Annotated in this window: 13 protein-coding genes; 6 read left to right on the top strand and 7 right to left on the bottom strand. The window is 39.9% G+C overall.

Annotated elements, in window-relative coordinates; translation table 11 throughout:
- Positions 1–41: 41 nt before the first annotated feature.
- Both IGI46_RS21080 and IGI46_RS21075 read right to left on the bottom strand, forming a co-directional pair.
- Positions 42–986, bottom strand: coding sequence for a hypothetical protein (locus IGI46_RS21080; protein WP_429974201.1), 945 nt, complete (start codon positions 984–986; stop codon positions 42–44).
- Between the two features lie 507 nt (positions 987–1,493).
- A complete protein-coding gene (locus tag IGI46_RS21075) occupies positions 1,494–2,192 on the bottom strand; it encodes an RraA family protein (RefSeq protein WP_429974200.1) in 699 nt (232 codons plus the stop codon).
- A gap of 53 nt (positions 2,193–2,245) precedes the next feature.
- On the opposite strand from IGI46_RS21075, the gene IGI46_RS21070 reads away from it, so the two are divergent.
- The 3 genes from IGI46_RS21070 to IGI46_RS21060 all read left to right on the top strand — a co-directional run bounded on the left by IGI46_RS21070 (position 2,246) and on the right by IGI46_RS21060 (position 3,522).
- On the top strand, positions 2,246–2,485 hold the full coding sequence (locus IGI46_RS21070; protein WP_429974199.1) for a hypothetical protein: 240 nt from the start codon (positions 2,246–2,248) through the stop codon (positions 2,483–2,485).
- A 10-nt stretch (positions 2,486–2,495) separates the two neighbouring features.
- Entirely contained in the window at positions 2,496–2,717 is a 222-nt protein-coding gene (locus IGI46_RS21065; RefSeq protein ID WP_429974198.1) for a hypothetical protein, read from the top strand.
- A gap of 436 nt (positions 2,718–3,153) precedes the next feature.
- Positions 3,154–3,522 (top strand): hypothetical protein, encoded by a 369-nt coding sequence (locus IGI46_RS21060; protein WP_429974197.1) that lies wholly within the window; start codon positions 3,154–3,156, stop codon positions 3,520–3,522.
- A 151-nt stretch (positions 3,523–3,673) separates the two neighbouring features.
- Here IGI46_RS21060 and IGI46_RS21055 read toward each other — a convergent pair whose 3' ends face one another.
- Together IGI46_RS21055 and proB are read right to left on the bottom strand one after the other, a co-directional pair.
- On the bottom strand, positions 3,674–4,921 hold the full coding sequence (locus tag IGI46_RS21055; protein ID WP_429974196.1) for a glutamate-5-semialdehyde dehydrogenase: 1,248 nt from the start codon (positions 4,919–4,921) through the stop codon (positions 3,674–3,676).
- Positions 4,922–4,923: 2 nt separating this feature from the next.
- Complete coding sequence (gene proB, locus IGI46_RS21050; RefSeq protein WP_207701801.1) at positions 4,924–5,727, bottom strand: glutamate 5-kinase; 804 nt, start codon at positions 5,725–5,727, stop codon at positions 4,924–4,926.
- Positions 5,728–5,959: 232 nt separating this feature from the next.
- Between proB and arcA the strand changes: the two genes are divergently transcribed.
- The 3 genes from arcA to IGI46_RS21035 all read left to right on the top strand — a co-directional run bounded on the left by arcA (position 5,960) and on the right by IGI46_RS21035 (position 8,533).
- Positions 5,960–7,183: an arginine deiminase gene (gene arcA / locus IGI46_RS21045; RefSeq protein WP_429974195.1), complete on the top strand. Its 1,224-nt coding sequence runs from the start codon at positions 5,960–5,962 to the stop codon at positions 7,181–7,183.
- Between the two features lie 19 nt (positions 7,184–7,202).
- Positions 7,203–7,730 carry an N-acetyltransferase family protein gene (locus tag IGI46_RS21040; RefSeq protein ID WP_429965891.1) on the top strand — a complete coding sequence of 176 codons (528 nt, stop codon included), beginning with the start codon at positions 7,203–7,205 and terminating at the stop codon, positions 7,728–7,730.
- Between the two features lie 128 nt (positions 7,731–7,858).
- Complete coding sequence (locus IGI46_RS21035) at positions 7,859–8,533, top strand: L,D-transpeptidase (protein WP_429974194.1); 675 nt, start codon at positions 7,859–7,861, stop codon at positions 8,531–8,533.
- Positions 8,534–8,621: 88 nt separating this feature from the next.
- Here the strand turns inward: IGI46_RS21035 and IGI46_RS21030 are convergent, their stop codons facing one another.
- From IGI46_RS21030 to IGI46_RS21020, 3 genes are all read right to left on the bottom strand, one after another.
- Positions 8,622–9,656, bottom strand: coding sequence for a hypothetical protein (locus IGI46_RS21030; protein WP_429974193.1), 1,035 nt, complete (start codon positions 9,654–9,656; stop codon positions 8,622–8,624).
- A gap of 165 nt (positions 9,657–9,821) precedes the next feature.
- Positions 9,822–11,084, bottom strand: a complete 1,263-nt coding sequence (locus IGI46_RS21025; protein ID WP_429974192.1) for an MFS transporter — start codon at positions 11,082–11,084, stop codon at positions 9,822–9,824.
- A gap of 301 nt (positions 11,085–11,385) precedes the next feature.
- Entirely contained in the window at positions 11,386–12,093 is a 708-nt protein-coding gene (locus tag IGI46_RS21020) for a MurR/RpiR family transcriptional regulator (RefSeq protein WP_429974190.1), read from the bottom strand.
- Positions 12,094–12,200 lie beyond the last annotated feature (107 nt).

Here is a 12,200-nt window from a genome sequence, read left to right as displayed (position 1 = left end):
ACAAAATAGTTGTAAGGGAAGGCTGAGTTTTTAGGGATTGCCTATTTTCTCTTCTTCTTACGTTTCTTTTTCTTTTTAGGCTGAGTTAGCTTTTTAGTTTCTTCTTGTTTATGGAAAGGATTTTTAGCGTACAGTTTTTTCTGATGATCCTCAGGCCTTTTTCGCTGCCGTTTCTTTTCATTTTTTTGAACCGAAGTCGCAGCAGTTTCATTGACTGCCTCGCGCTTTTTCTCTTCTTTAGACGAATCCACATGCTTTGCTGGGTGAGTATCTTTTGAGGATCTAGGCAGGTTCGCTTCTTCTGGATTGTGAACCCCCGTGTTGTCTGCAGCGGATTTCGGTTGTTCAGTCCATACTTCTATCTTCTCTTCTTCATTCTCACTATTATAGTCGATATCAATAGTAGTGAAGCTGTTTTTAACCAACTCTGCGAAGCGACGAACCCCATTTTTCTCAAAAATTGTTAGCGTACTCAAAATAGCTAAAAGATCACAGTTTTCCTGAGTAGAATATTTACGATCCACATTGCTTAAAGTCCATCCATGTTTTTTACCAGTTTCATCTTTAAAAACTGTCACTAGGCTTCTTTTTATGGGTGCTTCCCAGCCGCCAGAATGCAGCATTGGTAACAGTTTTTCAATATGTAAACGTGTTCGTTCAGTTGTTTGTGAAAACTCTTCTTCACTATCAAATAAGCGATTTACAACTGTTTGCCATTCGTCCTCAGAAAAATAGTTGCGGAAATAGACACAGTATTTGCGTGCACTTTTAACCTCGTCACTGGTTAGAAAAAGGTCACGAATTAGATCTTTTTCAAAATTTGAAAAGTCACTAGGGGTGAAAGAATTGCGTACTAAAACGGCAACAGCACACTGGATTACGTAAGACGCATCGTCACTGTTTTCCAAAAAAGAATTAAATTTTTTAGATAAATTTTCGCGCTTCATTAAAAATAATTGACGAGTTCCGAGATTTATAGTTGACATCATATCGCTCCTTAAAAAATATCTGATTTATTTAACTGAATTGTATCGATGTGTTTTAAGGATTTCAATAGATTTTTTCATACTAAGAAAAAAAGGATCAGTTTTGTCCCAAAAAAGGGACAAAATGAAACAAAAAGCTGTGATGTGAGCATTTATTCAACTTCAATAAAACCTTTTGTTCCTATTTACAGGGAGCTTAGCAAACATAAAGGAGAGTTGAAATGATGTCCTCCTATAAAAAGTGAATCTGTTAATAGCCATTAAGTCCTTATGAGGGAAGAACGTAACGATAAGAAATTTGCCTCAGCATTTTATAGGATAAGCTGTATAAATGATTTACTGATGGGAGTTTAAGGAGGGGTGGTCTTGCTGAGCTAAACGGACTAGTTTTTCTGATAATTGAGACTTAATACTTTCGAACTTATTGATAAGAGGTGAAAAGCAACGAAAGAGAAGACTGCTATCGAAAGCGCTTCTCCTTCGTTGTTATGCCTTTATTGCGAAATCCTACAGTGAATACTCCTCATCAATAAATTCCACATGTTTTTCCTCTAGGGTCTTGGTAAGCCAAGAATGATCTATATTACCGACACTCGCTTTTTGAACCTTTTCCCGATCATTTGCGGTGATGGCCTCGGCCTGATCAATAATCTTTGCTGCATCCTTTTTGGGGATAATTACAACACCATCTCGATCGCCCAGTACAATATCGCCAGGCATAACGGCGATCCCACCAACAGAAATGGGTCCATTCACTTCGCCGGGTCCCTCCTTGTAAGAAGCTTGCGGAGTCGAGCCAGTTGCATAAATCGGACACTTTTCACGAGCTAACACATCCAAGTCACGAATCGGGCCATCAATTACAATTCCTGCTACTTTCTTGTAATCGGCTAAATACTTATACATGATTTCCCCCATCAATGCACGAGAGCGATCTCCTTCATTAGAAAGAATAATGACATCGCCCTCCTGTGCCATTTTCATTGCTTGATGCAGCATCAGGTTATCACCAGCTCTTGCTTTTACAGTTAGAGCAACTCCGCACATGTATTTCTCTGGTGAGGATTGAAGTCTGATTTCAGGTGACAAAGCAGAAGTACGCGACAGACAATCGGCGACATCCGCAGTAGGAAGTTTACCAAAGCGTTCAACCAATTTCGGATCGGCTTGGTGACGTTTCAAAAAAACACGGTTTCCGATGGACATAATAATTCCTCCTTTTAAATGCAGCTTTTGATGTGAAGATAAGGACTGCAAAATTGATTTTAAAATTTGCGCATATAGGTAATTGTAAACTGCTAGAAGCTGTTGTCGCAATTTTAGTTTTTGCTTCAACTGAAGGAGCCTCGCCACCAGCATCTGGTTCTATCTTTATTGCTGCAGGTTTAACTGACTGTCGGCCTGAAGCTACTTTTTATCCATTGATTAAATACTTTGTTATTCCAATTACTTTGGTCGGTTGGTTGATTGCGATGGGTTACTTGCCTTTGTTTGTGTAAGGAGGAAAAAATGAGAAAAGTCATGGAAACGATCATTATCGTCGGATTTGTTCTACTTATTGCTGGCGGATTCTGTTTAGTGATGTTGCAGTTGGCGGGATTATTAGTTGGTAATAGTCATTTAATGGATCGGGGGAATCATTGGTTTGCTTGGATATATCCATGTACCGCGATTACTGGGATGCTTTGCTATTTGTTGTCTTATGGGAAGAAGGAAAAAGTGTCGAAGTGATTCGACGCTTTTTTAATACGTTACATGTGCTAATTTTTCAACATAGAAGATCAGTTTATCCATAGGGAATTATTCTCTCAGTATTTTCGTTACCGGAGACACAATGAGTGTCATTCTGCTGCGCATCTATCAACACCACAAAATAAAAATAGTCATAAGCGTAAACCTAGAATGGCAAAACTATCAAAGTGAAGGTGTGAGAAATACAATTGGGATCGGGTGAGTTGACGGTTATTTTCTAGGTTCAGTCACGGCAGACAGCGTCTAGTTTTTCTGTTTTATCAAAAGAAGGATAATGTGGTTTAAGGATTTTACAATTGTTTTTTTCAGTTGCTCCCATAAAGAAAATTTTCTAGCACGTTTCTTATTGACTAGTGTGATTTATTTGTATATTTTTATGTATATGCATAAAAGTAAATGATGAAGGGGATATAGGATGACTTATGCAGAAAGAAAAAGATATATAATTTATGTTTCAGCTGCTTTCATTACAGGTGCTGTACTCTATGGAGGAATAGGCTTATTCGCTTTTTTTACTGGCGGCCAGCAATCTTTTTTGCAAAAAATGTTGTTAGCAATTGGCGGAGGATTTGCGGGGGGCTACTTAATCAGCTCTATTTTGTCAGGTATTCTGCTTTTTAGCCATTATCTAGAGAAAAAATCAGTTCGCTTTAGAGTTATAACTATTGTATTTTTCATGATAACTATTCAGGTGATACTAATTGTGGGTATCTTTTTAAATATACCAATCTATCTCATTAACTTACTGCAAGTGATACGAAGACGTCACATTATCGAGAAGTGATTGTGATGCACGAGTTTAGCAAATGACAGGAGATGTTTGAAGCCGGGCAGACTGGATACTTAACTGTTTCTCATCAGTCGAAACAGGTATCTTTTATACAAGAAAAAAGCAGGCAAGAGACTCTCCCAACTCTTTTGCCTGCCGTATTATTTTATTCCCGAATTTGTCCATCACCGTAAATAATATACTTGGTAGAGGTTAGTTCAGGCAAACCCATGGGTCCACGGGCATGTAATTTTTGTGTTGAGATGCCGATTTCAGCGCCAAAACCGTACATGAATCCGTCTGTGAAGCGGGTTGAGGCATTAATATAAACTGCAGCAGCATCGACTTCTTTTAAGAAACGTTGACCGGCTGTGTAGCTGTCAGTGATGATGGCTTCTGAGTGACCGGAGTTGTATTTATTAATATGCTGAATCGCTTCGTCTACGGAATCAACGACCTTAACAGCTAAGGTTAGGTCTAAGTACTCAGTTTCCCAATCTTCTGTTTGCGCTGGATTAGCCGATTCTAAATACTTGATTGATCTTGAACAGGCCCGTAACTCTACTTGATTAGTCAGCAGCAGTTGTTCAACCAGCGGTAAAAATTCGGCTGCTACGGTGTCGTGAACCAAAATCGTCTCAATGGAGTTGCAGACTGACGGACGTTGAACCTTCGCATTTAAAATAATATTCGCAGCCATGTCCAATTGGGCTGCTTGATCCACATATATATGGTTATTACCAGTACCCGTTTCGATCACTGGAACTGTAGCATTTTCTGTAATCCGTTTAATTAAGGAAGCACCTCCACGAGGAATCAATACGTCCAAAAATTCGTTAGCCGTCATCATTTGATTCGCTACTTCGTATGAAGTGTCATTAACAAATTGAATACAGGTGCGAGGCAGATTACAAGCTGCCAGAGCTCCTTGTAAGATAGTGACCAGCACTTCATTGGATTGGAAGGCATCCTTTCCGCCCCGCAGAATTACAGCATTACCGGTTTTAAAGCAAAGAGTTGCTGCATCAGTGGTAACGTTTGGCCGGGATTCGAAAATAATTCCGATTACCCCTAATGGGACTCGTTGCTGACCAATAAGCAGGCCGGCTTCGTTGCGCCACATTTTATCGACTTCGCCGATCGGATCAGGCAGTTCGATGACCGCTTCGATTCCTTTGGCCATGTCTTCAATTCGGGCATGCGTTAGTCGTAAACGATCTAGCATAACCTCACGGGTACCGTTTGAGGCAGCCTGTTCAAGGTCTTGCCGATTTGCTGATAGGACCCGATTGGCATGCTTTCTTAACTTATTAGCCATGACCTGCAAACAGTCATTCTTTGTTTTTGTATCTAAACCGTTTAATACAGCAGCGGCTTGTTTTGCGTTTTTTCCTAATTGCTCTATCCCACTCATCGCTATTCCCCCTTGAATAAGGTTCCGACTTCTTTACCATCTAAAATGTCAAAAATAATTCTTGGTGGCTTGCCATTTGCTAAGACCATCGCACTTTGAGCATCCAGTATTCGTTTGGCGGCCTTCAGCTTGCTGATCATTCCGCCGGTGCCGAACTTACTGCCGGCTGATCCGCCAGCTTGGGCCATTGTTTCTTTGGTAATAGCAGAAATAGTGGAGTAGAGGACTGCTTGTTTGTTCTTGTTTGGATTATCAGAGTAAAATCCATCAATATCTGAAAGCATAATCAATAAATCAGCATCCAACATCTGGCTGACAATGGCTGAAAGCTCATCGTTGTCGCCAAACTTAGTTAAATGATCCAGTTCATCAACGGCCACTGCATCGTTTTCGTTGATGATAGGAATAATATTCATGTGTAATAATTGTTCCATCGTATTAATGGCATTCTTACGGCTTTCTGGATAATCGACGATGTCCCGCGTCATCAATACCTGGGCCGTTTGTTGATTGTAAGCCAAGAAGCGCTGGTTGTAAAAATGCATTAATTCTGATTGTCCTACTGCAGCAACTGCTTGCTGCTCAGGGATCGTATCTGGGCGTTCGGTCATACGTAATTTGTCCATACCCACACCGATTGCGCCAGAAGAGACTAAAATAATTTCTTTCCCTTGGTTGTTTAGATCGGTCAGCACAAAGGCTAATTGATCAATTCCCGAAAAATTGACTTTTCCACTTGGATGGATTAAGGAACTGGTCCCAATTTTAACAACAATTCTGTTTACTTCACTTAAAAACTTTCTCATATCTTCACCTCGAGTTTTGCCGCAAACTCAAATAAAGCTATTTGTGGAATTGTACCAGATTCTCACTGAAAATTCATCTTTTTTTCATCTGAAACCGAAAATAGTTCAGAAATAGCCCACTATTTCTTTCGAATCCTCTCCTTAATTGGATGAATTCAGGGGATTTAAAAGCTTTATGCGTTGTGAAAGAGAGGAGGGTTTGGTAGCATGATAGCTAAGGGAGGTCATGGATATGGCGAATGCCTTAAATAATTTTTCCGAAATAGGAAAATTGCAGCAAGTGATGCTTCATCGGCCTGGAAAAGAATTAGAAAATTTAATGCCAGATTATTTGGAGCAGCTTTTGTTTGATGATATTCCATTTTTGGAGCAGGCCAGAAAAGAGCATGATTTCTTTGCGGATACATTGCGAGAGCAAGGAATCGATGTATTGTATTTAGAAGATTTGGCTGCAGAAGCGTTACACACAGATAGTTTAAAACAACAATTTTTAGCGGAGTATCTAGATGAAGCCCATGTTACCGGTAAGGAAACTCGCAAAGAGATTGAAGATTTCTTTTTAGCAATCAAGGATACCCGAGAATTTATTGATCAAACTATGGCAGGCTTGCATAAGAAGCAGCTTTCTATCAGTAAAAATTTGAATCTTTCAGATATGGTGGAGGACAATTATCCTTTTTATATTGATCCTATGCCTAATCTCTATTTTAGCCGTGATTCCTTTGCCATTATCGGCAAAAGTGTGTCATTAAACAAGATGTATGCTAAAACCCGTCGCCGAGAAACTCTATACGGAAAATATATTTTCCAGCATCATCCTATGTTTAGTAAAGAATCAATCAACTTACTTTACAATCGTGATTTTGATACACGAATTGAAGGCGGAGATATTTTAGTACTGTCCCCTCAGGTATTGGCAATTGGCATTTCCCAACGAACAGATGTCAGTTCAATTGAAAAAATTGCGCGCAATATTTTTGACAGTGAAGCAAGCTTTCAGCATATTTTAGCTTTTAATATTGGAGAAGAACGGAAATTTATGCATTTAGACACGGTTTTTACCATGGTCGATTATGATAAATTTACAATTCATCCTGAGATTGAAGAGCATTTAGTAGTATACTCGATTGCTAAGAAGCAGGGGGATCCTGAGATTGTTGAAGAGACAGATTCATTAGAACAGATCTTATGCCGTTATTTAGATTTATCCGCGGTGGAATTTATTCGTTGTGGTGGCGGGGATTTCACCGCAGCGGCTAGGGAACAGTGGAATGATGGGTCCAATACGTTAGCAATTGCCCCTGGTGAAGTGATTGTTTACGATCGAAATCCAATGACCAATCAAAAGCTGGAAGCAGCCGGAGTGACGCTTCATCGTATTCCGGGCAGTGAGCTGGTTCGTGGCCGTGGTGGGCCTCGATGTATGAGTATGCCGTTTGTACGGGACAAACTTTAAATGAAGGAGACGAACAAAAATGATGATTCGCAAGGCAAAAGCAGCTGATTTATCAGCTATTCAAACTTTTTATGCAGAGGTGGTTCCAACGATAGAGTTTGAGATTACTAGTTGGATTCCAGGAGTCTATCCATCGATAGATACGGCTGAAAAAGCAATTGAGGAACAAACGATGCATTTGGCTGTTTTGGATGGCAGGGTGGTTGGATCGGTCATTCTAAACCATGATGTAGATGAGGAATATGCAGAAATCGCTTGGCAAAATCCGCAGTTACCAGCCGAGCAGATAGTCATTGTGCATACCTTGATGACCAGTCCAAACTACAGAAATCAAGGGATTGCCCGTCAATTATTGAACTATGCTGAGCATTTGGCGAAGGAGCAAAATTGTCAGGCAATTCGTTTGGATACCTTTGCGGCGAATCATCCAGCACAGCAGCTGTACAAAAAATTGGGCTATCGCTATTGCGGAGCCGGTGATCTGCCTTCTTGGCAAGGAGAGGGAACCGATGCTTGTGTCTTTTTTGAATTAGTCTTGGCTGATTAATTCCCTTTCATCTTAAATTGTACTAAATCATAAATAAACTGTAATCCTATTGTAAAGCTGACTCATGTATAATGAACAAGATCATTTGGTGAAGTGATTGATTCTTTTCTACGGAAAGGAGAATTCGTTTGAGAAAATTTGCTGGCTTAATGAGTGTTCTGCTTATGCTGTTTATTCCAATGGCTGTTTATTTTGCTAAAACTATACAAGCGGATGATAAAATAGCAGCTTCTGGATCGGTTTCTATTAGTACAATTTCCCTCAGTGAAATTTTTAATGAGACTAGCGGTAAGACGTCCAGAACAAAAACGTCATCGACGACAACAGAAATAACGGCTTCGACGGAAGAACAGCACCCGGCGAAAAGCAAGCTAAATGAGTCTTCCGAAGCTGAGCCTTATCCAGAATTGGGACCGGATGATTGGATCGACGTTTCTATCAACGACCAAAAGGTTTATTTTAAGCGCGGAAATGACGTGCTTTATACCATGAATTGTTCAACTGGTTTACCTGGTGAGTCTGCAACACCCTTAGGCGAGTTTACGATTGAAACGGAAAAAGGCGAAACCTTTTATAATCCGGGTTCAGGTGAAGGAGCCAATTATTGGGTTTCTTGGCGCGATCATGGTGTGTATTTGTTCCACACAGTGCCAATTGATGAAAATGGGAATTATATTGAGAGTGAAGCTGAGGCTTTAGGGGTACGACCTACCTCTCACGGCTGTATTCGTTTGTCTGTTCCAGATGCGAAATGGATTTATGATACAGTACCAGTAGGGATGCGGGTAGTGGTAAGAGAATAATGGAAAGTACTCAATCCAAAGGGTTGGGTGCTTTTTTAAGACTGGAGGCTTAGTAAATTAAGCACTCCAGTCTTTTTTTAGTTCATATTTAAAAAGGTTGGTCATCAAATTTGTCAGGTACTAGATAAGGTGCTAAAGCTTCTACTTCTCGTGGTAAGTGTTCTTTAATCAGCAAACACCAGAAAAAGGCTAACTCATCGGACATCAATTCGAAGTCCATTTTGTTGAATTTAGCTTTGGTAAACAGTATTTCGACAGCCTCTAGTAATGCATGAGCATTGGAGGTGCTGAAAAAGAGCTGTGGAAAAGTTTGTACGACTTTGATCATCAATGCTTCAGCATGGGTATGGTAAGGGAAATCCTGGAAAAATTTACTTTGCAGCAGCAAACGTCTTGCGAAGTCTTTGTCTGATTCTCCAAATTTCCGATTTGCTGGATAAAAGCCGACATCTTCAGGTAAAAATTCTTCGTTTTCCCAGTTGTCTTCGGCTTGAGCATCTAAAAAGTTGGAACACTCTATCAGCAAGGCCAACTCGTACTCCTGTTTGCTAGGAGACCGTTTAATCTTGGCTAAGGAGAGATCATCCAAGGGTAAGAAAATGGGCATGGCAGATAGATAGTTTTTCTCCGTTGGTACGATAATGGTTAACAATCGAATGTTTAGTTTGTCTTCAGGTAAGCCGATATCTTCTGGAGAATAATCCATAAGGTATTCTTTCCCGGTTTTTAGATCTTTGTGCAGCACCAAGTCATCCTTAATAATTAAGTCAAAAACACTTAAGACATAGTTTTTCGGCCAGCTTAAAATTACCTGTCTTTGATCAGGAGTCAGATGTGTCATCCAGTTAACACCTTGAGAAAAAGTCAGTGTATTTCTAGCAATCAAATAATAGAGGGCCAATAATTCTAAGTAAGGCCCTTCATCTCCTTCGAAACTGGAGGGAGATCCAGCAATCACATCGACTTCATCTAGCAATTCAAAAAAGCCAAAATCAATCTTAGTTTGCGATTCCAGCAGGTACTTGGTGGTAATGCCGAAAAGTGCAACTGAGTAAGGGTCTTCACCGCCAGCTATCAGTTCACGAACTTCTTTTTTCAAATCGTTGCTGTTGATTGGTTTCACCTGATGACCATCCTTTCGTGATGCAAAGACTGTATAGTAACAGTTTATCATTAAATGTTCGCAGAAAAAATACGTTCAGCGTGAAAACAGCGGAAATAAAAAAGACCAACCGCGCTCTCCCCATAGAAGAGCGTGTTGGCCTTATGATTAAGTTTCCTGAACAAGTTAGGAGACTACTTTTGAAGTAGTTTCTTCAGGAACTTTATCCTTTTTAATAACTTTAGAAAGAATCAGACAGGTAACCACACAACCAGCTGCCATCACAATTGCATAAATAAACATCATGTTAAAACCGGTTTTTCCAGCGTTGTTGTCTAACCAGCCGCCGATCATGGTATACATAAAAATATCTGGCATATAGCCTAAACAAGAAACGATTCCAGATACCCGTCCAGTTCGTGACAAAGGAATCCCGGCATCATCAATAATTGCAAAGTATTGGCTGCGAATTAAGTAGATAAAGAACATACCTGCTACGAAATTTCCCAAGACAATCGTCAATAGACCTGATTCAGCAGGAAGCACTAAAAATAGTCCATAAGACATAGCTGTCAGTACTGCACCACCAATAATTACCTTCAAACGAGAGCCGATTTTGTCAGCAATAAACCCGCCAATAATACCACCGAAGGCTTGAATTACATAACGAAGTCCTCCCAATGTAGCGCCACCAGAAACGGACAGTCCGTAAACATTAATCGCCAAAGTGTTGATATATCCGAAAATCCCATACAAGCTGTATCCGAAGAATACGATAGCTACCAGCAGCCACACTCGAGGGATCGCTAATTGCTTAAAGGTTCCTACGATGACTTCTTTTAAGGATTCAGCATTCTCTGCCTGATCGGTATCTTCAATAATAAACCAGTTTAAGATTCCAATAATGATAACTACAATTGCACAAGTACGAATCGCCCAAGCAGTTCCTAAGATATCGTTAGCGAACATGCCGTAAACAGCAGTCATACCGAAAACCAGCAAGGCATTTAAAATTCCCCGCAGCCCTTCCTGCAAGCCGAACAAACGCCCCTGCTCTGAAGAGTCTCCCAACATCCGAGTAGCTTTAATCATGGCAGACCAATAAGTAATAATCGTGGAAATTCCCATCAGAACAAATATCAGCCGGGCTGTGTTAAAAGAAGGGAAGGTAGAAAACCAAATTCCTAAAACGCCAGTGGCCAAAAAGGAAACAGTCAAAAGCTTTCGAGCTGAGAACTTATCTGCAACAATGCCTCCCACAAAATAAGAGAATGTTGCCATAGTCGCATAACCGGAAGACAGCATACCCATTTGAGCATTAGTTAAGTTCATCGCTTTTTGAATTGGTACGTAAAACGTCTCGCGGATATAAGGCAGCTGGAAAATAATCCCGGCACCAGCCGCTAAGAGTAACAGAGTGCCATATTTTTTCACAAATGTTTTGTTCATAGATAAAGAAACCCCCATTAAGTGTTTTTCCGAACTAAGCCGACGCCGCTTAACACCAAGCTTAATTCTCGAGCTCTCTATCCTCTCTAGTAACAGATTCAGTGTAAATGCTTTCTTTTGAGGTGTCAACGCTTTTATTATAATAAAACAGCTATCAAATTTTAATCATAATATCATTAAAACGGTGTAAATAGCTCTGCAATTGGAAATTATCACGGTAATTTTCCATAGGGATAAAGGACTAAAATAATTCTTATTGTTGAATAGTTTCCATAAAAAAAGAACAGATCAACAAAAATGATCAGCCCTTTTGTTTGCTTAATTCACGAATAACCTCTTCAATAAACATCATCAGAACCGTTCGGGTTTTTTCATGAGAATTGAGCTGCTCATCCTGATGGGATTTCGTTAGATAAATAATCTCCTGCTGATCTAAGTTCAGGCTGGCATTAAATTCCTCAATAATCAGTAAGGCTTTTGTACGATGCCGCTTAGCTTCTTCAAACAAATGATCAAATTGAGCAAATTTTCCAGCGACTGTGAAAACCAGCAGCAGGGAATTTTCGGTTAACAGGCTGGGTATCATAGAAGATTGGGTCGCTTGAATCACATTTTTATCAATGATATAGGTTAATTTATACCCAAAATACTCCATACAAATACTAGTTGGCCCATAGCCAAAGAGAATAATCTTGTCGTGCGTCTTAATTTGCTCAGCTAAGTAGCTGACCGTTTCAGCATCAAAATTTTCCATGAAGTCTTGGATTCGAGCAAATTCAGAATTCAATTTTTTCTTCTTAACTAATTCTTTCCCAGTTAGGAAACGGAAGTATTCTTTATAGCCTGAGAAACCAATCTTTTTAACAAACTTAGAAATTTTTGAAGGCGAAACACCTGTTGCCTCCGCAGCCTCGGTAATAGTCATAGAGGGACGCTCCTGACTAATATCACTGAGTGTTTGATGAATTTGAGTTTCCAGCTCATTTAAGCGATCCAATTGCAAACGCATTTTCCTCACCACCTACTGTTATGTACAAGGTCAGCATAGCACAAAAAGTCATCTCAAGGCAACGAAAATGGAAAATTTTCCATAATAAGTTATTATTAGAGTGTTTT

The organism is Enterococcus sp. AZ163 (assembly GCF_050498925.1).
Lineage (GTDB): Bacteria > Bacillota > Bacilli > Lactobacillales > Enterococcaceae > Enterococcus_A > Enterococcus_A ferrettii.
Note: the sequence above shows the minus strand (reverse complement) of the source record. Positions and strands in the feature narration are given on the sequence as shown.

What these genes read in the sequence shown, in the direction of transcription:
- IGI46_RS21080 (WP_429974201.1), bottom strand. Translation starts at nt 986, where the DNA reads ATGTCAACTATAAATCTCGGAACTCGTCAATTATTTTTAATGAAGCGC.
- IGI46_RS21075 (WP_429974200.1), bottom strand. Translation starts at nt 2,192, where the DNA reads ATGTCCATCGGAAACCGTGTTTTTTTGAAACGTCACCAAGCCGATCCG.
- IGI46_RS21065 (WP_429974198.1), top strand. Translation starts at nt 2,496, where the DNA reads ATGAGAAAAGTCATGGAAACGATCATTATCGTCGGATTTGTTCTACTT.
- IGI46_RS21060 (WP_429974197.1), top strand. Translation starts at nt 3,154, where the DNA reads ATGACTTATGCAGAAAGAAAAAGATATATAATTTATGTTTCAGCTGCT.
- IGI46_RS21055 (WP_429974196.1), bottom strand. Translation starts at nt 4,921, where the DNA reads ATGAGTGGGATAGAGCAATTAGGAAAAAACGCAAAACAAGCCGCTGCT.
- proB (WP_207701801.1), bottom strand. Translation starts at nt 5,727, where the DNA reads ATGAGAAAGTTTTTAAGTGAAGTAAACAGAATTGTTGTTAAAATTGGG.
- arcA (WP_429974195.1), top strand. Translation starts at nt 5,960, where the DNA reads ATGGCGAATGCCTTAAATAATTTTTCCGAAATAGGAAAATTGCAGCAA.
- IGI46_RS21040 (WP_429965891.1), top strand. Translation starts at nt 7,203, where the DNA reads ATGATGATTCGCAAGGCAAAAGCAGCTGATTTATCAGCTATTCAAACT.
- IGI46_RS21025 (WP_429974192.1), bottom strand. Translation starts at nt 11,084, where the DNA reads ATGAACAAAACATTTGTGAAAAAATATGGCACTCTGTTACTCTTAGCG.
- IGI46_RS21020 (WP_429974190.1), bottom strand. Translation starts at nt 12,093, where the DNA reads ATGCGTTTGCAATTGGATCGCTTAAATGAGCTGGAAACTCAAATTCAT.